Source organism: Sporosarcina sp. P33 (assembly GCF_002077155.1).
Lineage (GTDB): Bacteria > Bacillota > Bacilli > Bacillales_A > Planococcaceae > Sporosarcina.
Genome location: NZ_CP015027.1, coordinates 2015408 through 2041350, shown reverse-complemented (window position 1 = coordinate 2041350; position 25943 = coordinate 2015408). Strand labels below are relative to the sequence as shown.

Genomic DNA, 25943 nt, shown 5'->3' with positions numbered 1-25943 from the left:
TATTACCCAGCAGCACCTGTTTTCACACATCCTATCTGACGGCGTGTATCCATTTTCAAAGCACATACTTTTACTTTTCCTGCACAAGCTATCGGTATCAACAGGAAAAGGAGTGGTCGATCAGTGAAAATGACAAACAAAGTGGAATCTGAAATTTCAAATCTAGGCGAGGAAAAGAAAGAGCAGATCCTGCAGAACTTCAATCATTTCAAGGGCTATTTGGCTGATAAAGTGCAAAAAGGTGAGAATTTGGGTCTTAGCGATGAGCAGCTGGCAAAGACAACGGAATTCATTGCAAATTACTTATCACGCCACGAAGAGCCGAGAAACCGTGAGCAGTATTTATTGCAGGAGCTATGGGATTCAGGCTCTAAAGAAGAGCAGCATTCACTGGCACATATGCTGCTGAAGATGGTGCGCCAAGCATAAGAGGAGGCGATGGAATTTGGCGGTTAAAGGAAATTCAGGGCCGAAATACGATCCGAATACGTATCGGTTAATCCAGAAACATCCCGAAAATTTACGGACCAATACCGTTAGTCTGTTCGATTTGCATGAAGATATGCAAACAGTCGACTCCATTTCTTTGCCTGATCAGCGAAAAGACCTCATGAAAGAAAAAATCAACCACTCCCCCCGATACAGCGGCGGCAGCCCGTCAACCGATTATGGTGCGCCACGATAAATTTCAGATAAAAGCTGTACAGTGTTTTATTCACTGTACGGCTTTTCCCCGTTTTACCACAGTCGCTGTCGATATTTCCCGGGAAATGCGCAAATTATTCTCCCATTTTTAAAAGAGGTTCCATGATATACTAGTATCCGATAGAAATGAGGGGAATCTGCATGAAACTATGGATGTATCCGCTGCTTGTCGTCATTGGTGCAGCTTGTTACGGAATTTTATCAACAATTATTAAATTGGCAATCCATTCTGGCTTTACTGCTTCAGAAGCGGTGACAAGTCAATACTATACAGGCTTCCTATTAGCTCTAATTATTTTTGTCATAGTAAAACGCGGTATGCCTTCCTTCCGCGGCAGTTTTCCCGTCCTAACGGCAGGTTTATTCACAGCAATTACCGGTACAGTATACGGGAAATCCGTGGAGTATATGCCCGCTTCTTTGGCTGTCGTGCTGCTGTTTCAGTTCACGTGGATCGGGATGCTGTATGAGTGCATCGGATCCAGGCGTCTTCCCAAACCATCTGAAGTTGTATCACTTGTGTTTTTGTTCGGAGGAACTATTTTAGCCGCAGGTCTGATCGATGCGGATGTCAGCGGTATTCCGTGGCAGGGCTGGGCATGGGGAATTGCGGCGGCGTTCAGCTTCGCAGCGTTTGTGGCCGCGAATCAAAAGCCGGTGCCAGGCATGGATGTCGTGACCCGGTTATTTCTGGTGTCGTTTTACGCGGCGATTGCCATTACGTTTTTCCAGTCGCCCGAGATTTTGTGGAATGGGAAGCTGGGTGAAGGTTTATGGCTGTACGGTGCTATTTTAGGCGTGTTCGGTATTGTCCTTCCTATTTTCCTGTTCTCCGTCGGTGTACCGAAAGTCGGAGCAGGCATGTCTTCTATTTTGAGTGCCATGGAATTGCCGGTTGCCATTATAGCATCCATGCTTTTGCTTGGTGAAAGACTGACGCCGCTGCAGTTTCTCGGCATTTTCCTAGTACTGTTCGGCATGACATGGCCTGCCGTGCTGCAGCGGTTTGCGTTGAAGAGAAGAGCGCTGTTGAAACGTGCGGAATGACGGGTCAGCGGCTGAAAACCGTTGATCTGCGCTGCAACTGGACTTAGTGTACATAATACAGTTTGATAGCCCTCTGCAAGTAGTGAAAGCCGAGTAGACTTGTCCATTCAGTCAGGCAATCCATAGCTCCAACCACACCGCGCAGATAGAGTCACTTACCATACTCCAATTTCTGGACGAACACTAACTGACCTGCGGACACAAACTCAAGGATTCTCCCGGAAGAACCGGCGACTCCTGGAGGATCAGGGTGACGGGCGTAATCGCCAACGCACTTCTGGCGAGTCCGCCGCGCCCCCTCAGGAAAGCGTCCGTTTCTGCAGGGAGAATCCTAAACCGTACACTATCTTTACAACGACTTGTCAAGAGCATCTCATTTCCAATAACCAATTTCTTTGGAAAATCTACAAACTTGTTATTTTCTGTATGTTTGACCATCTGGCCCGATAATTGAATAAACCATTCTTTCATAATCTACTTTATCATAAAACACTATTTCCACTTCACTTCCCGATAATCGCAAGATTCCGCTTGGCCAGCTCGTCAATGTTTAGATAGCCCGGCGATGGGGCAGCGGCTAAAAACCGTTGATCTGCGCTACTCTCAGACGCGTCCGAGAGCACGGTCTCTGCCGCTTCCTCCGCTCCGATCAACTAAATAAGCACTTCGAATGTTATTCTGTAAACGCATCCGCTTTATGAATAAAAATTACTTATTCAGTTGGCATGTAGCCGATTACTTTATAGGTATTAGGGTCAATAAGGATTTGAGGTGTTCCGGTAACAACATTTTCTGCGTCTTCAAAAGAAACAGCCAAAACTTCTTTATTCTTATTTTTGGTTTCCGAGTCGGGATAATATGTAAAACTTTGATGAATGCTAAAAAATGATAATGAATAATACCAAGATATGAAATCTATGACAAGTACAAGAAAAACTTCTTGACCTATCCAAAAAAATCCTTTCATGTTTTGTATTCATATAAATCTGCTTTATCTTCATGCTAATCCCAACAATTAAAAATAACTTCTCCGTTTGTATTTGGTCTCCAATATTTCACGTTTTTTAATTCACTCTCTGATAAGTCATGAAAATCGGGATTAAAGGCTTCGTTTAGAAATGCCATTTCTAAAACTGTATAGTATGGTCGTAATTCATTTATTACATCTTCAGAATCAAAATATTGTATTTGAAGTTCATTTCTATATGAAGCGGTGGCAACGTAAGGAAAGTATTCATGAAGTAAAATGGACATTATATTTTCACCTGTCTTTATATCTAGGCGGAAATAATTCAACGGATACCTAGGTAAAATATAACCAATTACTTCACCATGAAATTTCCTGGCAATTTCGTATCCTAACTTTTTAAATAAGTATCCATCCATCTTCTTTAAATCAATATTGTGATTTGCTATACCTGTAATATACATAGGTAACCGCATTTAATTCACCTCACTCCACGAGTACTTTGTTTCTATGATCCATAATTTAATTAATATATTTTACAATAAACCCGCCTGATTGAAGCATAATCCTTCTTATAGTGATAGGTAAGCCTTTGAAGTTATCTCAGTCGCTACTCTCAAAACTATTTTCCTTTTCAACGTTTCACTGGGAGTAAGCCCTCTAGATTATCAGCCTACAACATTTACTTTAATCAACCTAGTACAATCAGACTTTATCGTCAGTTTCACATTGATATTCAAGAATATCCCCTGGCTGACAATCTAAAGCCTTACAGATGGCATCTAAAGTTGATAATCGAATCGCTTTTGCCTTTCCATTTTTTAATATAGAAAGGTTAGCCATTGTTATTCCAACCCTCTCCGAAAGTTCCGTTACGCTCATTTTCCTTTTAGCCAACATCACATCAATATGGATTATAATCGTCATATCATCACCTCAGACCGTTAAATCATTTTCAGATTTTATATCTATCGCATCTCTTAAAAGTTTTTGAAGAACAGCAGAAAAAACTGAAACGACCATTGAAGCAAATATAATAACCAATCCGATTAGGACGATACCAGGAGCGTCATCTTTATCACCTAATAGGAAAAAGAAAGGCATGCCCACCATATACAAAATACTGATTGAGATTGCACAATACTTTATTTTCTTTAAAGCTCTTACAGAAATACTAGAAAACGCATTATTCTCATCAATAAAGCTTAAAAGGCGGAATGCCTGAAACAACGCAATAAAATACGGTACCGCTGATACATACATAATGCTTACAATTGGATACAGCATATTGGCATACTCGGCATTTGCTGGATTCTTAACTAACCAAGGCAAACCAATTAGACAAAAAGCAAGAACTGGTATTCCAATAAGAAGAACTGCCACCTTTAAAATTAGTGTTGTTCCACGCTTCATAAAAGCACCTCACAATTTATAATTATTTTTATTTTAGCAGTAAATTTATTGTTTTACAATAAAAATATACTGTAATTCAATTACTAGTTGTCGTAATAAAATTAATTATTATACAAAATTAAAAGCACCCTTATTAAAAGAAATGCTTCTCACTTTAAACTATTCAATTTTTAACTTGTTTAAATAACGTTACTAAGTTAGCTCACTGAGCCTTATTCTATTAAGTGGCACATTTGTCGATCAAACCATTCTTTCTTAATCTTCTTTACCATAAAACACCATTTCCACTTCAACGTTTTCTATTGTTTCAAAACTATTTACAATGACGTTATTCCAGCCACTAATCAACAAGCTTAACAGCAGCGCAATTGTGATGCCAATTTATCAATATCCGGCATTTGCCTGTTGGTGAAACAATAGAAATAGGGACGCAAACTCGTCTGCGAATTGCGTCCCGATTTCTATGCTTTTTATTCGTGCACGGTGCACTGAACCCGTTACTATATTTATCAGGTCATGTTTGTTTGTATTATTGCTAAACCGGCCGCTTACTGCAGCGGGCAGGGTCATCTTTGCCTTTTTTATCCGGTCATTCCTTACAGTGTCCGTAAAAACTCAACCAAGTCCTGCTGATTCTCGGGCGTCACGCCGTGTCCGTCAGTGTAGGTCTTAAATGTAACGTTCGCACCGAGCGACTCGAAATAGTCCTTGCTTTCTGCTCCCCACTGGGATGGAACAATGTAATCATAATCGCCGTGTGAAATAAATACTTGCTGTTTTTCTACGGACTGCTTTGCATAGTCACTCTTAACGAATTCAGGCACATAACCGCTCAGTGCCACTACGCCTTGCAGGGCAGGGATCAATGTTAAGCCCAGCGCTTGTGCAAGCACTGCTCCCTGACTGAAGCCGATGACCGTTAAACGTTCGGAGTCCAGATTATATTCCTGAATAGCTTCTCGGATGAAAGACTGGATATAGACAAGGATCTTATCGAACACTTGGCGATCCGGCTTGCCTTCCTCCTCTATCGTGAAAAATGCATAACCCGGCGGATGTACAACAGGGCCGCGCAAACTGAAAATATGATGAGTTTCTTTAAAGTCACTTACCAGCTGCGGCAAATCTCCTTCATGGCTGCCCATTCCATGAAGCAAAAACAGTGCGGGTTGTTTTCCGTCTGCAGCTGCCGGCGCTGTGTGTGTGAATGTAAACGGTGATCGCATGGTCATTCTCCCCTTTTTATTCTTTGTTTCACTAGTTTACCATAGAAAGAAACGCCTGCCACTTTAAGCGGCAGAGGCCCTGACTCGTTTATTTCTTTCCTGTTCTTCCTGCTTCTGCTTCACGCTGACAGACAAACCTGCGATTATTTACTCCACTATATAACCATCCCTCATCGTAATAACCCGGTCTACATACGGCAGCATCTCTTCGTCATGTGTCACCATTAATGTCGTCAAGTTCAATGCGCGTGTCAGTTCCTGCAACAATTCCATCACACCTTTTGAACGCTTCGTATCCAGACTGGCAGTCGGTTCATCCGCAAATAAAATTTTCGGGCGGTGAATGATAGCCCTCGCAATCGCCACACGCTGACGTTCGCCTCCCGACAGCGAAGCAGGGTATGCATCTTTTCGGTGTTCCATTCCGACTAGCTGCAGCATCTCATCTATAGCTTTGCCCTGTTCTTTTTTACTTAAATTCATTTCGGATACGTCCAGCATCAGCTGTAATTGTTCTTCTGCAGTCAAAAATGGAACGAGATGAGAAGACTGAAACACGAAGCCAAAATCTGAGGCGCGTATTTGACGGATTTCTTCTTGACTCATCTTTGTCATGTCTTTTCCTTCAAACAGGATTTCACCGCCGGATGCTTTTTGCAGTCCTGCCGCAATAGTCAGGATCGTTGACTTGCCGGACCCTGAAGGACCGATCAGTGCGGTAATTTCCCCTTCTTTTAATGATAAGTTTACACCTTTTAATATTTCTTCTTCGACTTCTCCATTAGAAAATGTTTTTTTCACTTTATCAATAGTAAAGACGTACATATTACATCTCTCCTTGCTGAATCGCCTGAAGCGGTTCAATTTTTTTGATTTGGAATCCTGAAATAGTTGCTCCGATAAATCCGACAACTATAAATACCGCAGACAGCATCCATATCGTATCCATCGTTAAGTGAAACGGCATGCCTTCAGGTGCAATGAAATTAAATCCCTGGCTGATCACAATGGAGAGCGCAAGTGAAATAGCGGTAATGACTAGCATCTGATACCAAATCATCTTGAATAGTGAAGTGGTTTTCATTCCAATAGCTTTCAATATACCGTACAGACCAATTTTCTGAACGTTCATCATGTAGAAGAAAATTGCAAACAGCATACCGCTGATAATGACCAGGAACCAGATGATCATATTTAATGACATCTGCTCCGCACTGTAACTCGGAATTGCATTCAGGAACTCTTTATTCGAAAACGAATCGAGCGCACTGAGCACCGGTGTATCTGTACCCGGAATGAAAATCGTCTGTATTTCCATTACACGGTAAATTTCCTGATAGTTCGTCTTATGAATGAACGCTGCGGGCGCGTGACTGTATTTCTGCTGATCCACAAAGCCCTTGACGATAAATTCACCGCTGAATTGATTGTTAGTCAGTACGTCACCAACTTTGATGCCTTCGTCTTGAAGAGTACTGTCCAGAATAATTTCACCTGGTGTAACCTCTTCGAAAAGTTTCGAGCCGGCGGATGCCACAAATGCAACACTATGCTGTTTGTCTTCTGCATCATTGACGAAGCCCATCTGTACAGAAAATGCTGTTGCCTGCGGATTATCTATCAGTATTTGCTTCTGAATATCTCCATCTATTTTCGATAAATTATATGTTTGATTGGCCTCTTTATCTAAATAAAATTGTCCTTGCGGCAAGTTTTTAATCAGCGCTGCGTTATCCTGTGATAATCCGTTCGCCAGTCCCGAAATGATAAATGTCAAAAAGCTGACGAGGAAGATGATCGATCCGAGAATCAAAAATTTAGCTTTACTTTTCTTCATTTCTTTCCATGCAATTTTCATGCTGACCGCCTCCGTGTTTTTCTCTATGTCTCCATCTTACCTTGTGAAGATGAACAGAGAATGAACAGCATATTTCACGTCATTCGTTTTTCTTAGCAGTCAAAGAGGTTATGATTTCCTATTTTTCTGCCGATATGTAAAAATCATAATAATGAGGAGGGATGTTAATGATTCGATTTGAAGAAGTTTCGAAAAGTTATGATATGTCACGTTTAGTCGTGGAATCTGTAAACTTAGAAATTAAGCGCGGAGAGTTCCTCGTATTGGTCGGGCCGAGCGGTTGCGGGAAAACAACGACACTAAAAATGATTAACCGGTTAATTCCCCTGACAAAAGGAACGATTTGGCTGGACGACAAGCGTATCAGCGACTATCCGATTCATGAGCTTCGCTGGCAAATCGGCTACGTACTGCAGCAGATTGCTTTATTTCCGCATATGACGATTGAAGAAAACATTGCAGTCGTTCCGGAACTGATCGGCTGGAAGAAGAAGCGGATTAAGGAACGTGTAACCGAACTATTAGAGATGGCCGGACTGGATCCAGCGGTCTACCGCAAACGGAAACCACACGAATTATCTGGAGGGCAGCAGCAGCGGGTCGGGGTCGTACGCGCACTTGCCGCAGATCCTGAAATTTTATTAATGGATGAGCCTTTCAGTGCGCTGGATCCGATCAGCCGGTCGAAACTTCAAGATGACCTGCTGGATTTACAGCAAAGAATTCAAAAAACTATCGTATTTGTTACCCATGACTTACAAGAAGCATTCAAGTTAGGTGACCGTGTGTGTATTATGAATGAAGGCAAAATAGAACAAATAGCTGCACCACAGGAAATTCTGACGCATCCGGCTTCACCTTTCGTCCGGGAATTTACTGCGTCTGCGGCTGCACGAACGTTCTCAATTGCCGATCACATCGAGGATATACCGGATGACCTGTCCCTGGCCTTTGCAATTCCGTTTGATTCTGAATGGGGGCCTCTGCTGCAGTTCTTAGCTTCTGAAGAACAGGTGGCCATCAAACAGGACGGGCAAGTGGTCGGTATGATTACCCGAAAAGGGATTCTCCGTTTCCTGGCAGAACAGACAGTGAAGGGAGGACTGTCCGATGAATAATTTCCTGCACGTTTTCCAAGACCGGCGCGGTCAATTGCTTGAAGCACTGATTGAGCACATACAAATTTCCCTGATTTCCTTACTGTTCGCAGTATTAATTGCTATACCTCTCGGAATTTATTTATCCAACCGGCGAAAAATAGCGGAATCTGTCATCGGTGTCAGTGCCGTATTGCAGACAATTCCTTCTCTGGCGCTGCTTGGTCTTCTGATTCCTCTGTTTGGCATCGGAAAGGTGCCCGCTATCATAGCATTAGTCGCCTATGCATTATTGCCGATTCTGCGCAATACGTATACCGGCATCAAAGAAGTCGACCCTTCATTACGCGAAGCGGCGACAGCAATGGGGATGAATACGCGAAAACGCCTGATAAAAGTGGAGTTGCCGCTTGCGATGCCTGTCATTATGGCGGGAATTCGCACATCGATGGTACTGATTGTCGGCACCGCAACGCTTGCCGCACTGATCGGTGCTGGCGGTCTCGGAGATTTAATATTGCTCGGAATCGACCGAAATAACCCCTCCCTGATCGTACTTGGCGCCATTCCAGCTGCACTGCTTGCGCTGTTTTTTGATTTTCTGCTGAAAAAGTTTGAAGGCCTTTCATTTAGAAAAGCCATTGCAGCGTTTACCATCTTCATTATTGCAGCCGTTTTAATGATTGCGGCACCTTTCCTCAATGGAAATGCCAAAAATGAACTTGTAATTGGCGCGAAACTTGGCGCTGAACCTGAAATTCTTATTAATATGTACAAACTGCTGATTGAAGATCAAACGGATATAACTGTCGAATTAAAGCCGGGGCTTGGTAAGACTTCATTTGTCTTCAATGCGCTGCAGGCAGGAAGCATTGATTTATATCCGGAGTTTACAGGAACGGCTATTTCAGAATTTCTAAAAGAAGAAGCTGTCAGCAATGATCGTGACGAAGTATATGAGCAAGCAAGAAAAGGTCTGGAGGAACAATTCGATCTTGCTTTCCTGACACCGATGTCGTTCAACAACACGTACACGCTGGCTGTCTCTAAAGCGTTTCAGGAGCAGTATAACCTGAAAACAATATCCGATCTGGCATCTGTTGAAAAGGCTGTAAAGGCCGGCTTTACACTGGAATTCAACGACCGCGAAGATGGCTATCTTGGCATTCAAAAACTGTACGGCATCACGTTCCCTTCCGTTCAGACAATGGAGCCAAAATTGCGCTACCAAGCAATCGAAACGAATGAAATCAACTTGATGGATGCCTACTCCACAGACAGTGAGCTGCGCGAGTTTGAGTTGACGGTTCTTGAGGACGACAAGGAACTGTTCCCTCCTTACCAGGGAGCGCCGCTTCTGCGCAAAGAGACACTTAAGAAATATCCGGAGCTGGAAGATGCACTGAATACCCTTGCCGGCATCATAACGGATGATGAGATGCGCGAAATGAATTATCAAGTCAATGCGGAAGGTAAAAAGGCAAGAGCTGTGGCAGAAACCTTCTTAAGAGAACAAGGATTGCTGAAGTGATTATAAACTGAACAGAAAGTGTGTCATAAGTCTGGCAGCGTTAGATTTGCGAAGACGGCATGACATGTAGAATCCGTCAAAACCAAAAACAGTCACTGGCAGAATTCTCCGCCGGTGACTGTTTTGATTTTATTTAATTAATCCATCCATGGAACTTCGATCATCGTACGGCCGATCCACTCACGCAAGACTTCATTTGTCGGCCCCATGATAGCGCCGGCACGTCCGTCGCGCACAAACTTCTCCACCTGGCCTGTCATATACCCTCGGCCTCCGGACACCTGCAATGCTGAGTTGGTCACGTCGATCACCATATCCGCTGCAAGCGTTTTTAACTGCCATAAAGGATACAGACAATCCGATAATTCCTTGCCTTCTTTACTGCAGCGATCCATCGCTTCTGCTGTACGGTACAACATACTGCGAACACTGTCGATTTTGATCTGCGCCTTTGCCAGTTCATGGCGAATGACTTGATAGTCTGTCACAGAAGATCCTGTGTCTGCATGAACTCTGCGTTTTGCGCCTTCTGTTGCCATATTCAAAGCACCCTGTGCAATTCCTACCCAGCAAGCTGCCGAACCAAGCAAGAACAGAGGGTCAATCGTATTGTCGTTAAAATATCCCATACCGCCTTCTCCGCCGATACGGTTTTCAAGCGCTACCTGTACGTCTTTGAAACTCATCGGACCGCTGGCATTTCCACGTAAGCCCATTGCATCGAACGGGAATGCTTCTACGCCTTTCTGATCATTTTCCACTAATAAAAACATCAGGTTATCCAGATCTTCCGTTTCGGGTGAAGTCGTTGCGACTAAATAAAAGTCTGCCTCTCCGCCGCTTGTAACGAATGATTTTTCTGCATTCAGCAAGTAACCGTTTGCATTTCGTTTCGCTTCACTGCCGATATTCCAGAAATGTCCGCCGGTTGCTCTTTCACTGAATGCCAGACCGCCGACTTGCCCTTCACGCAATCGCGGCAGCAAACGCTGACGCTGTTCTTCTGTTCCTGCCTCGTAAATTGTGTGGGCTGTCGTCATATGCATTACCCAGCACATCGTTGTAGACGGGCAGTAATGCGCAAAACTTTCCGAAAGGACCGCGAATGCTGTGAATCCATCTTTCAGACCACCCGCCTCGACAGGGATGGTAACAGCTGAATAACCAGCTTTCGCAACTTCACGTAAACTTTCACGCGGATATTTTCTCTGTTGATCGGAAATAAGTGCACGCGGCAGCAATTCTTTCTCGCCTAACGCATGTGCAGCTTTTTGTAATTCTTCATGCCCTTCTGGACAAGTCCACCATTCAGGAATTTGCATGATTCCTTCTTGTTGTTTTTCTTTCTCCATAATAGCACTTTTTACCAAAATTACCACTCCATTTTGTCATTTTCCAAGCTTCCTGTAAGCAAGTAAGCTGGCAGTTCTCTATCTAGTTTATCACGTTTTATTAAATAGTAAAGTTTTATTTATATATTCATTACTTTTTAACAAGGTATACGAATTTCTTTATGTGCTAAATTCATAATGCAACAATTTATTTCGCAGTTTTCCGCTATCTTTTATGCCCTATTTATTCAGCTGCAGTAATTACGTTTTCGGTTCCTCATTGCTAATAAACAGCGACTGACAGATGATCGTGGAAGTAATGAATGCCGGCTCTATTTCAGGAAAGTTTTCATATTATGCACACGCCGGATCTATTGGTCCAAGAATCATTTTCCCAAAAAGTTTTCTTTATATAATACACCGAATGTATAATCGCTATTCACTTTCTGACACCGTGTTTTTCATCATAATGACTGCCTTTCTTTTCTCAGCGGTTATGAACGTATAGTACAAGGTATTTTCACCCCAAACAGTTCAGACAGTTCAGTAAAGTGCTATAATAAGAATATATGCCAGGAGGCGTGTGCGATGAAAAAATGGATAAGTATACTAACCCTCAGCTGTCTGTTATTTCTCAGTGCCTGTGCAGCAACTGACACGAATAAACTGACAATCCCAGAACTGACAGCGCGTGAAACACAGATCCTTGAAACGGCTGCCGATACAGCGTTTGTCTTCGATTATACAACCGATCAAAACTATACCGGCATCTCATTATGGGTAGAGAAATATGAAAAAGGCAGGAAAGTGGCAGAGCCGATCAGCCAATTGACTTCACCGCTGCCTGGTGAATCAACGAAGGGCAGTATCGTGATGACGGTTACTAAAACACTTGAGGAGGAATTACTATTATCCGCAAGTGTAAGTGACACAAATGGTACTGTGAGCATCAGCAATCAGGAAGCATTGGAGAATATGGGAGACATGGCGACATTGTGGAATACCAATCCGCAACAAGGTTTGCTTCTCTCCGATGATATGCTGCTGGCCGGCATCATTTACACATCGGCACTACAAGGAGTTTCAACTAGCGCATTATCCGCCGACTTTTATGAGCAAAAGGAAGGCTATTTGGATGAACTGAAGGAATATGAGGTTGTCTATATCCTGCGGGCTTCGTTTGAGAAATAAACAGGGCGCAACAGCTAAAACTGCATACAAAAAGGGATGCCCACAGAAGTGTTATCACTTCCGGAGCATCCCTTTTCGTCGCATCAACCTTGCAAATACTCTTTGACTGCCTGCGATACTGTCTTACCTTCCGCACGGCCTGCCACTTCTTTCATCACTGTACCGATTGTCTGACCCATCGGCGCATCTTTTGAAATGCCCAATGAAGCAATCAGTTCTTTCACTTCTTCTGTATTCATCTGCTTCGGCAAGTACGATTCGATAATCGTGATCTTCGCCTTTTCTGCTTCAACGATATCTTCGCGATTTGCTTTCTGTCCTTCCTCAAGAGATTGCTTTGTTTGCTTTAGCTCACGCTGAACAATTTTAATTTCCTCTTCCTGCGTCAGTTCACGCTTCAATTCAAGCGATTCATTCTGCAGACCTGCACGCAATAAATTGATGACACCTTTTTTCATTGTGTCTTTTTCTTTCATCGCTGTCTTTATATCCGCCATTAAACGATCTTTTAACTCTGACATTGAAATCCCCCGTTTCTTAGGTATTATTCCCAGTATACAAAAAAAGTATGCAATCCGTCGCGTTTTTTCACTTCCTGCAGGATTCCAAATGAAATCGTATTGCCCTTTTGGTTGTCCAGTATCATAATTGCCGTGAAATCTGCAGGCTGGAGGTCTTTCACAGTATGCCGGCAGCATCTGTCTTAATTGACGAAACAGCCCGGCTAGTTTACACTTTTTACTACCAGCTCCTTCAGACAGCATAAGGCCATCCAACACCTTATTTGCTTCGAGGAGTTTTTTGATATGTATATAAAAAGGAGCTTATTCTATGAAAAAAAGCGTAGTACTCGCAGAGAAGCCTTCCGTTGCGCGGGATATTGCCCGTGTGCTGAACTGTAATAAAAAAGGAAACGGCTATCTCGAAGGCGATAAATATATTGTCACTTGGGCGCTCGGACACTTAGTCACACTTGCAGACCCTGAAAATTACGACACAAAGTATAAGACATGGAAGTTAGAAGATTTGCCGATGATGCCTGAAGATCTAAAACTGACTGTTATTAAGCAAACCGGCAAACAATACAACGCGGTAAAAGCGCAGCTGCTCCGCACGGATGTTTCAGATATAATTATCGGAACCGACGCAGGACGTGAAGGCGAGCTCGTTGCCCGCTGGATTATTGAGAAGGCAAAGGTGAAGAAACCGATCAGACGTCTATGGATTTCATCTGTTACGGATAAAGCAATTAAAGACGGATTCGCCAAGCTGAAGCCCGGTAAAGACTATGAAAATCTATTCGAAGCGGCCGTTGCACGCTCCGAAGCTGACTGGTACATCGGCTTGAACGCAACACGCGCACTGACAACCAAATTCAACGCGCAGCTCAACTGCGGACGCGTACAGACACCGGTTGTCGCTATCATTGCACAGCGTGAAGAAGAGATTAATACTTTTCGTCCAAAGACCTTCTACGGCATCGAAGCACTTTCCGATTCCAAATTAAAACTGACGTGGCAAGATGCAAAGACCGGCGATACACGTTCATTCGACCGTGACAAGCTGGCAGCCGTCGTCAAAAAATTAGATGGCAAGCAAGCAGTCATTGAAAACGTGGAAAAGAAAGCAAAAAAGACATTTTCTCCAGGTCTTTACGATCTGACCGAATTACAGCGTGATGCCAATAAATTATTCGGCTACTCCGCAAAGGACACGCTCAATATTATGCAGAAACTGTACGAACAGCATAAGCTGTTGACTTATCCGCGGACTGATTCGCGCTTCCTTTCCAATGACCTTGTCGCAACACTTCCGGAACGCTTAAAAACAGTCGGTATCGGTGAATATCGTTCTCTTGCAAATAAAATATTGAAAAAGCCGATCAAAGCAAATAAATCATTCGTAGATGACAGTAAAGTATCCGACCATCACGCAATTATTCCGACAGAAGAAATTGTCCTGCGCGATAAATTATCTGACCGTGAACGCAAAATTTACGACCTGGTCGTCAAACGGTTCCTGGCCGTTCTGTCCCCTGCCCACGAATATGAGCAGCTGACTGTTCATGCAAAGATAGCCGATGAAAAATTCACAGCCCGCGGAAAAACTATCTTAGTTCCAGGCTGGAAAGAGGTCTATAATAATCAATTCGAAGAAGACGAAACGGAACAGGACACGAAAGAACAGCTATTGCCGAAACTGGCGGCCGGCGACAAACTGGGTATCCAATTTATCAAAGAAACATCAGGCCAAACTAAGCCCCCTGCCCGTTTCAACGAAGCCACTCTTTTATCTGCCATGGAAAACCCGACGAAGTATATGGGTTTACAGGATAAAAAGCTTGCAGAGACACTGAAATCCACAGGAGGACTCGGCACTGTCGCAACACGCGCTGACATCATCGATAAACTGTTCAATTCCTTCTTAATCGAAAAACGCGGAAAAGATATTCACGTAACGAACAAAGGAAAACAGCTGCTCGAGTTAGTGCCGGACGAATTAAAATCTCCGTTGCTGACCGCAGAGTGGGAATTGAAGCTTGAGAAAATCGCAAAAGGCCAGCTGAAAAAGGAAACATTCATTAATGAAATGAAGGGATATACGAAAGAAATTGTTTCAGAGATCAAAACGAGCGAAGCGAAGTTCAAGCATGATAATATTTCGACGAAGTCCTGTCCGGACTGCGGGAAACCAATGCTCGAAGTGAACGGCAAACACGGCAAAATGCTCGTTTGTCAGGACCGTGAGTGCGGCCACCGTAAAAACGTGTCCCGCGTCACAAACGCACGCTGTCCGCAATGTAAGAAGAAGATGGAGCTGCGCGGTGAAGGTGAAGGCCAAATCTTCACATGCAAGTGCGGTTACCGCGAAAAGCTGTCCGCTTTCAAAGCACGTCGCGAGAAGGATTCCAAAGGGAAAGTCAACAAGCGCGATGTGCAGAAGTACTTGAAGAAGAATAACGACGATGAGCCAATCAATAATCCATTTGCTGATGCATTGAAAGGTTTGAAGCTGGACGATTGATTGGGTACGGATGGGGGCGGCGCGGCCAGGCACGGCTTTTGCTTGGAACCGCCGCAGCTTCGGCTCAATCTCCCGCTCCACATAAAAAAGGTGTCACGCATTGATGCATGACACCTTTTTTATATTAATACGCTCTGGCAAACCAGACTGTATGCTTTGATTCTTTTCCGCAATTAATACAAGCGGTCTTTTCCTCCGGCGGATCGAAAGGAATATTACGCGTCGTAAACTTCGTCTCTTCCTTCACATGCTCTTCACATGCATCATCACCGCACCAGCCGGCAAGGATCCAGCCTGGAATTTTTTCATTCGCTGCGCTGTCTTCAATAAACTTCTTCAGCTCATCCAGCGTATCGATATGCGTATGCGAATTTTCTTCGCGGAACGTGCGCGCCTTTTCAAGCAAACGTTTCTGCATAGCTTCAAGCTCCTGTTCAATGCTTGAAACAGCTTCTGCCAAGTCAACCGCCACTTTCTCTTCGCCGTCACGCGCTTTCATCAATGCCTGATTATTATCAAGGTCACGCGGCCCGAGTTCCAAACGCACAGGAACACCTTTCAGTTCCCATTCATTGAACTTGAATCCTGGCGACTGATCTGAATCATCCAGACGGACACGGATTCCCTTGGCTTTCAATTCTGCAAAGATTTCGTCCAGCTTTTCCATGATCGCCGGATTCTTCTTCCATGGTCCGACCGGGATCAGCACGACTTGTGTCGGTGCAATACGCGGCGGCAGCACAAGACCTTGTTCATCACCGTGCACCATAATGACTGAGCCGATGAGGCGTGTTGATGTTCCCCATGAAGTCGTATGAACGAACTGATGCTTATTTTCTTTTGTCAGGTATTTGATATCGAATGCTTCTGCAAACTTCGTGCCCAAGTAATGTGAAGTTCCGGCCTGTACCGCTTTACCGTCTTTCATCATTGCCTCGATTGAAAATGTATCAACTGCTCCGGCAAATCGCTCGGAAGGTGTTTTTTGACCGTCATATACAGGAATCGCCAGCAGATCTTCTACGACTTCCTTATAGATCTGGAGCATCTGCATAGTCTCGTGGCGAGCTTCTTCTTCATCCGCATGCGCAGTATGACCTTCCTGCCATAGAAATTCCGATGTCCGAATAAACGGCAGTGTTTTCTTCTCCCAGCGGAACACGTTTGCCCACTGGTTAATGAGGACCGGAAGATCACGGTAGCTTTTAATCCAGTCTGCGTACAAATGGCCGATCATCGTCTCAGATGTCGGACGAAGTGCCAGACGTTCTTCCAGCTTCTCGCCTGCCGCCTCCGTTACCCACGGCAATTCCGGAGAAAATCCTTCGATATGATCTTTTTCTTTTTGGAAAAATGACTCAGGGATCAGCATCGGGAAGTACGCATTACGGTGACCCGTCTCTTTAAAACGGCGATCCATTTCATCTTTAATATGCTCCCAGATTTCATAGCCGTCCGGTTTGAACGCGATACATCCGCGCACTGGTGTATAATCCATCAAATCCGCTTTCTGGATTGTGTCAATATACCATTTTGTAAAATCATTTTGCTGATTGCTCATTACTTCATTTCCTCCTTAGTAAAAACCGCACTCTTGTTACTCCATACTGCTAATCATATAACAAATCAAGCATTCCTACAATTGAATGTAACAACAATGCCTGTCTGTGGTCATAATTTATTCGCAGCCGGCCTTCCTTTCTGACAAGTGATCTTACATGCATACACAGCCGCTCTCGCCCTTATATAGGCGATCATATGATCTGCAGCCCGCTTGACCCAATAAAAAAACTGCCCTCAATGAAGAGGACAGCCATCCATTATACTAATTTTTCTTCTGCGAAAACAAATTGCGGTTCACGTTCTTCTTTCACAGGCTCTTCACCGAAGCGGCCTTCCCACTTCGACATAACCACTGTCGCAAGTGCGTTTCCAACTACGTTGACTACCGTCCGTGCCATATCAAGCAAACGGTCGATTCCTGCGATGAATGCTAACCCTTCCAGCGGAATTCCTACTGTTCCGAGCGTCGCCAGCAATACGACGAACGAAACGCCAGGCACGCCTGCAATCCCTTTAGAAGTAATCATCAGTACTAATACCAAAGTAATCTGTTCTGTAATACTTAACTGAATTCCGTACATTTGCGCGATGAACATCGCCGCCAGCGCCTGATACAGTGTAGAGCCATCCAGGTTAAATGAATAGCCGGTCGGCACTACAAACGAGACGATATCTTTCGGGCAGCCGAACTTCTGCATTTTCTCCATCACTTTCGGCAAAACCGTTTCAGAACTGGATGTTGAGTACGCCAGAATCAGTTCGTCTTTTAACACCTTCATGAGGTGGAAAATATTCACTCCGACTATCTTTGCAATACCGCCCAGTACGACAATAATGAAGAATATCATCGTTGCGTACACTAAGACCATCAGTTTGCCCATTGGAATGAGCGATTCTAAACCAAACTTGGACACTGTCACACCGATTAAGGCAAATACACCGAACGGCGCAAATTTCATAATCATATTGGTTACCCAGAACATTGCGTCTGCGACCCCTTGGAAAACATCCAGTACCGGTTTGCCGCGCTCGCCGATTGCCGCTACACCCAATCCGAATAAAACGGAGAAGAAAATAATCGGCAACATATCGCCATTGGCCATGGAATCTACGATATTGCTTGGCACGATACCGACCAAGACATCCATAAATCCTTCATTCTGCACTTCTTCTGTCGTCTGCACATATTGCGAGATGTCACCTTTTTCAAGTGAAGACATATCAATGCCATCGCCTGGCTTAAAGATATTAGCTGACATAAGTCCAACAATAATCGCAATTGTCGTAACAATTTCAAAATATATAAGCGTTTTACCGCCAAGCTTTCCTAATTTCTTAATATCGCCAGTACCTGCTACTCCGATTACTAGTGTCGAAATAATAATTGGTACGACAATCATCTTAATCATATTGATAAACATCGAGCCGATCGGCTGTAAATATTTTTCGACGCCAGGATTACCATAGAAGATGGCACCGACTGCAATACCCAAAACTAATCCGATCAATATTTGATAGGCCAACGATAACTTAAATTTCTTTTTCACAGATAATCCCCCTTTAACGTTCCCTGAAAACGCTTTCTTTCAGTCAATTAAGAACATCTTACGGGACTCCTACAAAATTCTACATCATCCTACAAAATATTTTTTCTTTCCTCTGCTGTCTCCATATATAACACTTGTAGAAACTTCTTGCTGTTTACTTTAACAGGCTTGAGTGCAAAGTCTTCTTCCTGAATTTGTTTCATCCGCAGACTGATTTCCTGAAAATCAAAGAAACGCGGCGCGTAGTATTCAAATTCATCAATTGTATAATCAACTGCGCCAAGTGATGCCAAATGATCCATCGCTGTTTGGATTGACCTGCGGATACGCTGCTCCATCGCTTTACTCTCTTTGCTCAGATCTTGCATCTCGACACCCATTTTGATCAGGGCGGATTCATACAGTTCTTTTAATGGAGGAAGCTGGACGGCGCGCTTCTCAATCAGCACTTCTATAATCGCTACGATATCACGCACACCGCTGTCACTGAAAATCCCCATATCATGAAGCTTCTTCAGTACGATATCCTTCACGGGCCGCTGTACTTTCGGCGGTCCTGCTGATCCCAGCTGCGCGAGAGATTCCCGAATCGTCAGCAGGGAATTTTTCAGACGGAGCTGGTCGGCTGTCCGCCGCACTACGCTTTGCACTTCTATTTGATTGATTGGTTTATGTATGAAAAACTCGACGCCGACCTGGTATGCTTCACCGACCATTTCTTTATTGATCACTTGGCTCAGCATAATGAAGTGCCCATTATAGCCTTGTGACTTTAATTGCTGAATGGTCTCGATACCATCCAGTTCAGGCATCAGCAGGTCTATCAGGACGACATCTGGCGCCAAGGTGATGATTTGCGGAATAGCTTTTACACCGCTGTCCGCCTCGCCAATAACCAGGCCGTCTTCCCCTGCCAGTATATTTTTCAGCATCAGACGGCTGGCTTTGTCATCGTCCACAATAAAGTACCTCATGTTTCTGTCTCCTTCCAAATGGATGTCACGGGGATTTCCACCTCTATGGCTAAGCCCTTTTCCAGACGTTCTACAAAAATTTTACCTTGCATGGCTTCTACGATTGCCGCCACATGCGATAATCCGATGCCTGTCGCTGCTGTGCCTTGTTCCGTAAATTTCGTTGTATACCCCGCTCGAATATTACCTCATCGTGTTCAAAAGGTATGCCTTCTCCCGTGTCCTGCACGCTAAAACGCACCCGCTTCTCATCTCTGGCGGCGGTAATAAGGATAGATCCCTGTCCATCAATCGCTTCCACCGCATTCGCCGTCAGATTATTAAGCACAGCCAGCAGCGGCACATGTTGATCTGTCTGAAAATCTGAATGAACCGTTTTCTCGATCGTACACTGTCTGCCAATCATTTCACTATATTTTTCATTTGCACTGACGACCATATCCAGCAGATCGGATATATAAAAAGCCGTTACTTCCTGCCGGCTTGTCCACTTCGACAGCCCCGCCAAAATGCGCTGGGAATCCTTTTTCACCTCGTGGATTTCCTGTGCAATGTGCAGTGCCTGCCTGCTGAGTTCAAGCTGATTATCTTTTTTCAGCCTGCGGTACAGATCATGGCTTGACGCGGTGATCTGCTCTATATGATTCATCGATTTTTGTAAATACATCGCTTCTGCATACAGTTCCGATCCTACTCCAAGCATTTCTTCCACCCGCTGTTTCTCTTTCGACAGCGCGACAGAACTGTATAACCCAACTGTGAAAAAACTTCGCAGCAGTGCCACACCGACCAGTATGCCCCATTCTGTGCTTTTAAGCAGCGAACCATGCATCCACCAGTTCCGCAGCACATGTTCCGATGTATTACTGACTACCTCAAATATAAATGCCAGTGCACCAAGCCTCAGCGGGAAGGACTTATATTTCTCAAGACCCGCAAAATGCCAGCCTAGCGCTATAATAAAGTAAAACAAAAAGACCGGCACATGCATTTGCAGACTCTCAAGCAGTGCAGCGCCGAGCCACATCTCTTTCGTCACACGAAACACTACTACCGCTGCAGCTGTAATGAATCCTGTACGCAACATCGAGACTGGCGGATAGATCAAAATCAGTAAAAAGAACATAATTCCGCCAAGCGCAAAGCGGAATGTCTCGCCGTCAAACGGCATTACTTTTAATTCCCCTGTAAGTACCGTCAAAATGGTAATAAAGGCAATCTTTGCGGCTTCTGATTGGGACAGCCGCCGCCATATTGATTTTGTATTCATGCATTCTGCTCCTAGTGAAAAAGATGTTCGTACACGTATTATAGCAAGCCCGAAACTATTGTGCAGTTTTGCCGGACACCGAACACAGCATAGAAATTCCCTTTAGGACGCGCCACCAGAACGGTTTGCCCAATTCATTCCTATGCATTCATTCGACATTACTTATTATCCTTTGTATTGATTAGTATAACAGGCTCTTTCCTTCGGTAATTTACAAAACAAATACTAATCACCACCAGCAACAACCCAGTCAGCAGGGACTTCGTCATCGGCTCCCCGACAAAAGCCGTGCTGACGAACACAGAAATCAACGGCACCAGAAATGTGAACACTCCCACCTTACTTGCTTCCCCTGCGTGAATCAGACGATAATAAATGATATACGCGACCGGAATCCCCACTGTCGCACCAAAACCGAGTCCAAACAGATACATCGGATGCCACTCAATTGAAGACCAGCTCTCTGTCAATAATCCGAGGAGGAGCAGCACCATGCCCCCAATCGTGAACTGCATCGCCACCATCCAGTACGCATCGACTTCCCCACTGACTTTCTTGACGTATACTACTCCAATTGCCCAGCAGAATGCCGTCAGTACACCGAGCAGCACACCGATTATGGACAGCTGGGCAGTAAAATGTTCCTGGCTGACTGCGATGATGCCGACGAATCCGATAAGCAACCCTGTCACTTTAATCGGCGTCATATTTTCACCCAGCCAAATCCAGGCAAATAACCCGAGAAGGACCGGCTGAAAATATACCAATACAGAAAACAATCCTCCGGGCAGATAATGAAGTCCAACCGTATGAAGACCAAAGAACAGAATCGTATTGAACAAAGCCGATATGCAGTATTTTCGCCAATGTGCACGCCATTGCAGCCGGTCACGCAGCCTGATAATCAGAAGGGTGATCAAACAGCCGCCAAGAAAAGCACGCATTCCCGCAAACAAAAGCGGCGGTGCATAAACGACCGACAACTTGTAAATTGGCCAGCTGACACCCCATATCAACACTAAAAATGCCAATGCAGCGGTCGATTTCGTAAATAGCCTGTTCACTCTCCCATCCTTCCCGTTTTTTTACGGCTTCTGCATAGTCTATTCTTTCGCGTACTTTTATGACCTAACCGCAAGACAAAGGTTTTCTTTTTAATGAAAATTCCTTATGATTACAGATGGAGGCGATCTATATGAAGAAATTACTCGCAATATTTATAACAGCAGCCGCGCTGGCGGCCTGCAGCAATGAAGAACCGGCTGCACCTGCTGAACCTGCGGATGAGACTGCTCCTGCAGAACAAAGCAATGAAGTGGAAGAAGGACTTAAAGCAGATACTGCAGAACAAAAGTATACTGCATTCGCCAATGATGAAGTGCCCGTTAATTCTAAAGTGAAATATATCGGTACCATTTCTGCTTCTTCAGATAATCTTTACGAGATTCAAAACGGAACAGACGAGATTATTCATGTGAAGGATATCAGACTCGGAGAACGTGCTGATATTTTGGAAGGCAGCGCCGTTACTGTTTACGGCACGTATGACGGGAAAAATGATGAAGGGGTACCGGTCATTAAGGGCATTTTCATTGATGAAGAATAATAAAACCAATGGAACCGGCAGTAAAAAAGACCATCGATTGTATCATTGATGGTCTAAAGCTGTATTCTATCTGCATCTCAGATGCCAACCCACTCTTTAGGCAGTGCAATACGCACAGTTACTTCAGGATTGACCAGCTGGCTTACCCGCAAGTCACCTTTTGCGCTCACTAAACGATAAGCATCGGCAAATTCCAGACCTGTTTTCTGCTGGATGAGCCGCACTGCTTCTTTCATAGCTTTCTTCACAGCGTCACGGAATTCGACAGCACTCGCTATAATAATGGCTTCATCAGCCGTTTTGACCAGCGGCATATGAAGCATAAAATTTTCTGCTTTATTGACCAGAAGTGTTACTTTTCCGCCGACTTCCACTCCCGAGCCATTGAGCTCTCCGTCACCCATCGCGGCATGCAGATCGCCAAGAGCGAGCAGAGCACCTTCATGAAAGACTGGCAAATACAGAATACTTCCTTCTTTAACATCCTTTGTATCCATATTGCCTCCATGATCCCCGGGCGTAGTAGTCGGCACAGCATTCTCTCCAGGAGCTACACCGATCACGCCAATCATTTTATTTACGGGGAATGTCATGTCCTGCAATGTGATGTATTCGTCCTGTATAGGAAGAATTCGCGTCTGCGTTTCTGTGATGAACTCTCCGAGAATCCCTCTGTTTGAACGGGTAGGCATGACACCGAATGTATTCAGTTCAATCTTTTGAATATGAACTTCGAGCAAATCACCTTTATTTACACCTTCCACGAAAATAGGTCCTGTTGCCGGATTGGGCTTTCGGTCAGGAAAATCTGTCACCAGATCGCTTTCAGACTGAATCGTTCCGCTATAACAATCAATAGTTTCGATCTCCACCGTATCACCGCATGTAATAACGGCAGCCGGTTCATGGTGATGAGAAAATTCATAGATATATTGATCTTTGACAATCTGCGCCATGCCTGTTCATTCCTTTTTAGGTTTTTTTACTTATCAAATACTTTGAAGCCCTGTTACACTTTCCTTCTGTTCTCTGACTGCCTTATCTATTTCGTCTATTTCTTCTCCTTCAATTAGTGCCAGCTCCGCATCCGTCGCATACTTCCGGTTCCACCCTGTAATAGCGGAGAACAGAAGAACTGCCAGCAATGCCCATGAATAAGGGTTAATGAAGGCCGAAGCAATGCTCGGTGCAATGATTCCCCACTCGCCTGCCGCAGAACTGATAGTACTGTACCAAACAACAACGGCGATGTGCCAAGGCATCGTATAGAAAATTGTGCATACAGCACAGTCCATTAGATTTGCACGCCTTGCCGGCGACAGTTTAAACTTTTCGCCTACTTTTTTAACAAATGTAGGCCCGACCAATAACTCTGCAGGTGTGTTTGCAGAAATAGGGATTGATACGAGAATCGTCGTGAAAATAATTGAAAGCTCTGCACTGCGCACCGTTTTTGCTACTACTCTTAATGTCCAATTCAACAGCCTGTCCATGATACCGCTTTCAATTAGGATTTGAGTAATCGCTAATACAAGTAAAACAAATACAATGACACCTGTCACGCCTGTAATGCCGTCTTGAATAATTCCTGTTGACATTTCTCTGGACGAAGGAATATGAAATATATGCTTTATTGAAATGTTTTGAGTCAAGAGTCCGATTGCCATAGCCGACAGATTGCCCCAAATGAGAGATTCAATGATATGACGGCCGCTCAAAGAAGAGATCAGGACTACGGCGAGTGCTGCCAGCATAAACAATCCCGATGGGTTCATTGCCGCATCCATCTCTGGAAGCGCTTGCACTTTTCCGCCGCCGCCAAAGACGGCTAAGACGATAAACGTTATGAGCGCCGCTGTAATCGAAAGAGGAAAGCGAGTCCTGACTACGTCTCTCATAGTTGCCCCCTGCGTGGAAGCGGATACAATTGTCGTGTCAGAAATAGGTGCCAAGTTATCTCCAAAAACCGCACCTGATAATATTGCCAGCGCCAGCATAGTGGGGTCTGCACCTAAAAAGAATCCTGCAGGGTATAACACAGGAGCAAGTGCCAGGATGGTTCCTGTACTGTCTCCGGTACCCATGGAAAAGATCATCGCAGCGATAAATGCGATAAGTGTAAATGCCACTCCTTGTGCACCAGTTGAAAAGCCGAACCACAGTAATCCCTCTACCAGTCCGCCCGCAACCATCAGGACACCAAACACCCCGGCAAACAGCGCCGCACATACAATAATCATGCCGTTCCTGTCACTGATCCCTCTAATGATTGCTTCACAATAATGATACTTATCCTTTGCAAACAGGATGCCAAGGGCAAGGGCTGCCCATCCTGCAGCCCAAAACGGAGTCGTTCCTCCCATGCCCGCCACTGACAGCCAAATTAAACCGACCAGCAATATTCCAATAGGTATTAACCCGCCGTAGACACCGCCATACATTTTAAGACGCTTATCGTTCATCCGCTCAGCTCCTTCTTTAGAAGTTTTCAGTTGATAACCAAAACAGCAGACCAATGGCAGAAAGTTACGTTGTCAGCGACGCTCCACTTTTTTGAAACAGTGATGTGTAATCATAAAGTGCAGGTGAGCCTCCTGTATGCAGGAATAATACCTTTTGACCTTTTTTAAAGTACCCTTGACGGATTAGATCGATAAATCCTGCCATGACTTTTCCTGTATATACCGGATCCAATAAAATTCCTTCTTGCTGCGCCAGTATTTCAATAGCTTCGACCATTTTTTCAGTCGGCAGCGAGTAACCCGGCCCCACATAGTTGTCATATACGTTGATTGCACTTTTATCGATTTCACTTTTTACTTGAAGGAAATCTCTGGTCTTCTCTACCAGCTTATACACATTGTTTTCCTGTGTTTCTTTATCCTTGTTCACGCTAATGCCCACGATTGGCACCGGGTTATTGCTTGCACGCAATCCGACAGTCAGCCCTGCATGTGTTCCTGCGCTTCCGCTTGGCGTCACGATGCAATCGATTTCCAATCCTTGATCAAACAGCTGCGCCATAATTTCCTGCGCACAGGCAACATAACCTGCAGCTCCGATTTCGTTGGAACCACCTCCAGGGATAATATATGGCTTTTTCCCTTCCGCACGAAGTTTCACTGCCACTTTCTCCATTTCCGCCATCATATCGGAACCGCCTTCTACAACAGATACACCATCTGTCTTCAGAAGATTAAATAAGAAATTGTTGCCGTTTGCATCTTCACGGTAGCTGCCCGGCACACGCTCTTCCAATACCAGATGGCAATCGAGCTTTTCTTTTCTTGCCGCCGATAATGTCAGCCGGCAGTGATTCGATTGAACAGCACCGCACGTTACCAATGTGTCAGCTCCTTGCTCCAATGCATCTGCCACCAGGAATTCTAACTTCCTCGTTTTATTACCGCCGCTTGTTAAGCCAAGCAAATCATCGCGTTTAATGTAAATCTCGGGACCGCCAAGAAGTTCCGTCAGATTCTCCAGCTTCTCGATGGGTGTTGATCCTTGTGTGTATCTTCTTCTTGGTAAGTTTGCTAAGTTCATAATTTCCATCCTCCTGTTTTCTTTAATTTATTGATTAATTAAAATAT

General features: G+C 44.4%; 25 protein-coding genes. 8 read left to right on the top strand and 17 right to left on the bottom strand.

Translation table 11 applies throughout. The annotated features are described in order from the left end of the window. Window positions 1-129 precede the first annotated feature (129 nt). The 3 genes from SporoP33_RS10200 to SporoP33_RS10190 all read left to right on the top strand — a co-directional run bounded on the left by SporoP33_RS10200 (window position 130) and on the right by SporoP33_RS10190 (window position 1752). On the top strand, window positions 130-429 hold the full coding sequence (locus SporoP33_RS10200) for a DUF3243 domain-containing protein (RefSeq protein WP_081244830.1): 300 nt from the start codon (window positions 130-132) through the stop codon (window positions 427-429). Between the two features lie 16 nt (window positions 430-445). After that, window positions 446-685 carry a hypothetical protein gene (locus SporoP33_RS10195; RefSeq protein WP_081243598.1) on the top strand — a complete coding sequence of 80 codons (240 nt, stop codon included), beginning with the start codon at window positions 446-448 and terminating at the stop codon, window positions 683-685. Window positions 686-846: 161 nt separating this feature from the next. Further along, window positions 847-1752: an EamA family transporter gene (locus tag SporoP33_RS10190; protein WP_081243597.1), complete on the top strand. Its 906-nt coding sequence runs from the start codon at window positions 847-849 to the stop codon at window positions 1750-1752. Between the two features lie 712 nt (window positions 1753-2464). Here SporoP33_RS10190 and SporoP33_RS10180 read toward each other — a convergent pair. The 7 genes from SporoP33_RS10180 to SporoP33_RS10150 all read right to left on the bottom strand — a co-directional run bounded on the left by SporoP33_RS10180 (window position 2465) and on the right by SporoP33_RS10150 (window position 7216). Further along, complete coding sequence (locus tag SporoP33_RS10180) at window positions 2465-2719, bottom strand: hypothetical protein (protein ID WP_081243595.1); 255 nt, start codon at window positions 2717-2719, stop codon at window positions 2465-2467. A gap of 35 nt (window positions 2720-2754) precedes the next feature. After that, complete coding sequence (locus tag SporoP33_RS10175) at window positions 2755-3195, bottom strand: hypothetical protein (protein WP_081243594.1); 441 nt, start codon at window positions 3193-3195, stop codon at window positions 2755-2757. A 229-nt stretch (window positions 3196-3424) separates the two neighbouring features. Next, window positions 3425-3646 carry a helix-turn-helix domain-containing protein gene (locus tag SporoP33_RS10170; RefSeq protein ID WP_081243593.1) on the bottom strand — a complete coding sequence of 74 codons (222 nt, stop codon included), beginning with the start codon at window positions 3644-3646 and terminating at the stop codon, window positions 3425-3427. A 9-nt stretch (window positions 3647-3655) separates the two neighbouring features. After that, complete coding sequence (locus SporoP33_RS10165) at window positions 3656-4132, bottom strand: DUF2975 domain-containing protein (RefSeq protein WP_081243592.1); 477 nt, start codon at window positions 4130-4132, stop codon at window positions 3656-3658. A 596-nt stretch (window positions 4133-4728) separates the two neighbouring features. Continuing rightward, window positions 4729-5358: an alpha/beta hydrolase gene (locus SporoP33_RS10160; RefSeq protein ID WP_081243591.1), complete on the bottom strand. Its 630-nt coding sequence runs from the start codon at window positions 5356-5358 to the stop codon at window positions 4729-4731. Window positions 5359-5505: 147 nt separating this feature from the next. Continuing rightward, entirely contained in the window at window positions 5506-6183 is a 678-nt protein-coding gene (locus tag SporoP33_RS10155; RefSeq protein WP_081243590.1) for an ABC transporter ATP-binding protein, read from the bottom strand. Window position 6184: 1 nt separating this feature from the next. Next, window positions 6185-7216: an ABC transporter permease gene (locus tag SporoP33_RS10150; RefSeq protein WP_081243589.1), complete on the bottom strand. Its 1032-nt coding sequence runs from the start codon at window positions 7214-7216 to the stop codon at window positions 6185-6187. Window positions 7217-7383: 167 nt separating this feature from the next. Between SporoP33_RS10150 and SporoP33_RS10145 the strand changes: the two genes are divergently transcribed. Further along, on the top strand, window positions 7384-8334 hold the full coding sequence (locus tag SporoP33_RS10145; protein WP_081243588.1) for an ABC transporter ATP-binding protein: 951 nt from the start codon (window positions 7384-7386) through the stop codon (window positions 8332-8334). Next, entirely contained in the window at window positions 8327-9844 is a 1518-nt protein-coding gene (opuFB, locus tag SporoP33_RS10140) for an osmoprotectant update ABC transporter permease/substrate-binding subunit OpuFB (RefSeq protein WP_081243587.1), read from the top strand. Before SporoP33_RS10145 ends, opuFB begins: the two co-directional genes overlap by 8 nt. Window positions 9845-9981: 137 nt before the next feature. Here the strand turns inward: opuFB and SporoP33_RS10135 are convergent, their stop codons facing one another. Next, window positions 9982-11223, bottom strand: coding sequence for an acyl-CoA dehydrogenase family protein (locus SporoP33_RS10135; RefSeq protein ID WP_369821926.1), 1242 nt, complete (start codon window positions 11221-11223; stop codon window positions 9982-9984). 540 nt (window positions 11224-11763) lie between these two features. On the opposite strand from SporoP33_RS10135, the gene SporoP33_RS10130 reads away from it, so the two are divergent. Then, window positions 11764-12366, top strand: a complete 603-nt coding sequence (locus SporoP33_RS10130) for a hypothetical protein (RefSeq protein WP_081243586.1) — start codon at window positions 11764-11766, stop codon at window positions 12364-12366. Window positions 12367-12449: 83 nt separating this feature from the next. On the opposite strand, the gene SporoP33_RS10125 is transcribed toward SporoP33_RS10130, so the two are convergent. Then, window positions 12450-12887: a GatB/YqeY domain-containing protein gene (locus SporoP33_RS10125; RefSeq protein WP_081243585.1), complete on the bottom strand. Its 438-nt coding sequence runs from the start codon at window positions 12885-12887 to the stop codon at window positions 12450-12452. Window positions 12888-13197: 310 nt separating this feature from the next. On the opposite strand from SporoP33_RS10125, the gene SporoP33_RS10120 reads away from it, so the two are divergent. Further along, entirely contained in the window at window positions 13198-15390 is a 2193-nt protein-coding gene (locus tag SporoP33_RS10120) for a DNA topoisomerase III (protein WP_081243584.1), read from the top strand. Window positions 15391-15514: 124 nt separating this feature from the next. On the opposite strand, the gene proS is transcribed toward SporoP33_RS10120, so the two are convergent. The 5 genes from proS to SporoP33_RS10095 form a co-directional block, all read right to left on the bottom strand. Then, window positions 15515-16951 carry a proline--tRNA ligase gene (proS, locus tag SporoP33_RS10115; protein WP_081243583.1) on the bottom strand — a complete coding sequence of 479 codons (1437 nt, stop codon included), beginning with the start codon at window positions 16949-16951 and terminating at the stop codon, window positions 15515-15517. A gap of 259 nt (window positions 16952-17210) precedes the next feature. Further along, the gene (locus tag SporoP33_RS10110; RefSeq protein ID WP_081243582.1) at window positions 17211-18500 is read right to left on the bottom strand and encodes a cation:dicarboxylate symporter family transporter; all 1290 of its coding nucleotides are present in this window, start codon (window positions 18498-18500) and stop codon (window positions 17211-17213) included. A gap of 89 nt (window positions 18501-18589) precedes the next feature. Beyond that, window positions 18590-19474 carry a response regulator gene (locus tag SporoP33_RS10105; RefSeq protein ID WP_081243581.1) on the bottom strand — a complete coding sequence of 295 codons (885 nt, stop codon included), beginning with the start codon at window positions 19472-19474 and terminating at the stop codon, window positions 18590-18592. A 97-nt stretch (window positions 19475-19571) separates the two neighbouring features. Then, the gene (locus tag SporoP33_RS10100; RefSeq protein WP_081243580.1) at window positions 19572-20744 is read right to left on the bottom strand and encodes a sensor histidine kinase; all 1173 of its coding nucleotides are present in this window, start codon (window positions 20742-20744) and stop codon (window positions 19572-19574) included. Window positions 20745-20902: 158 nt separating this feature from the next. Beyond that, window positions 20903-21808 (bottom strand): DMT family transporter, encoded by a 906-nt coding sequence (locus tag SporoP33_RS10095; protein ID WP_081243579.1) that lies wholly within the window; start codon window positions 21806-21808, stop codon window positions 20903-20905. Between the two features lie 131 nt (window positions 21809-21939). Here SporoP33_RS10095 and SporoP33_RS10090 point away from each other — a divergent pair, with 131 nt between their 5' ends. Next, window positions 21940-22350: a hypothetical protein gene (locus SporoP33_RS10090; RefSeq protein WP_081243578.1), complete on the top strand. Its 411-nt coding sequence runs from the start codon at window positions 21940-21942 to the stop codon at window positions 22348-22350. A gap of 77 nt (window positions 22351-22427) precedes the next feature. On the opposite strand, the gene SporoP33_RS10085 is transcribed toward SporoP33_RS10090, so the two are convergent. The 3 genes from SporoP33_RS10085 to SporoP33_RS10075 all read right to left on the bottom strand — a co-directional run bounded on the left by SporoP33_RS10085 (window position 22428) and on the right by SporoP33_RS10075 (window position 25896). Continuing rightward, complete coding sequence (locus SporoP33_RS10085) at window positions 22428-23306, bottom strand: acetamidase/formamidase family protein (protein ID WP_081243577.1); 879 nt, start codon at window positions 23304-23306, stop codon at window positions 22428-22430. A gap of 33 nt (window positions 23307-23339) precedes the next feature. Next, window positions 23340-24812 carry a Na+/H+ antiporter NhaC family protein gene (locus SporoP33_RS10080; RefSeq protein WP_081243576.1) on the bottom strand — a complete coding sequence of 491 codons (1473 nt, stop codon included), beginning with the start codon at window positions 24810-24812 and terminating at the stop codon, window positions 23340-23342. 64 nt (window positions 24813-24876) lie between these two features. Then, window positions 24877-25896: a D-cysteate sulfo-lyase gene (locus SporoP33_RS10075; RefSeq protein ID WP_081243575.1), complete on the bottom strand. Its 1020-nt coding sequence runs from the start codon at window positions 25894-25896 to the stop codon at window positions 24877-24879. Window positions 25897-25943: the final 47 nt, after the last annotated feature.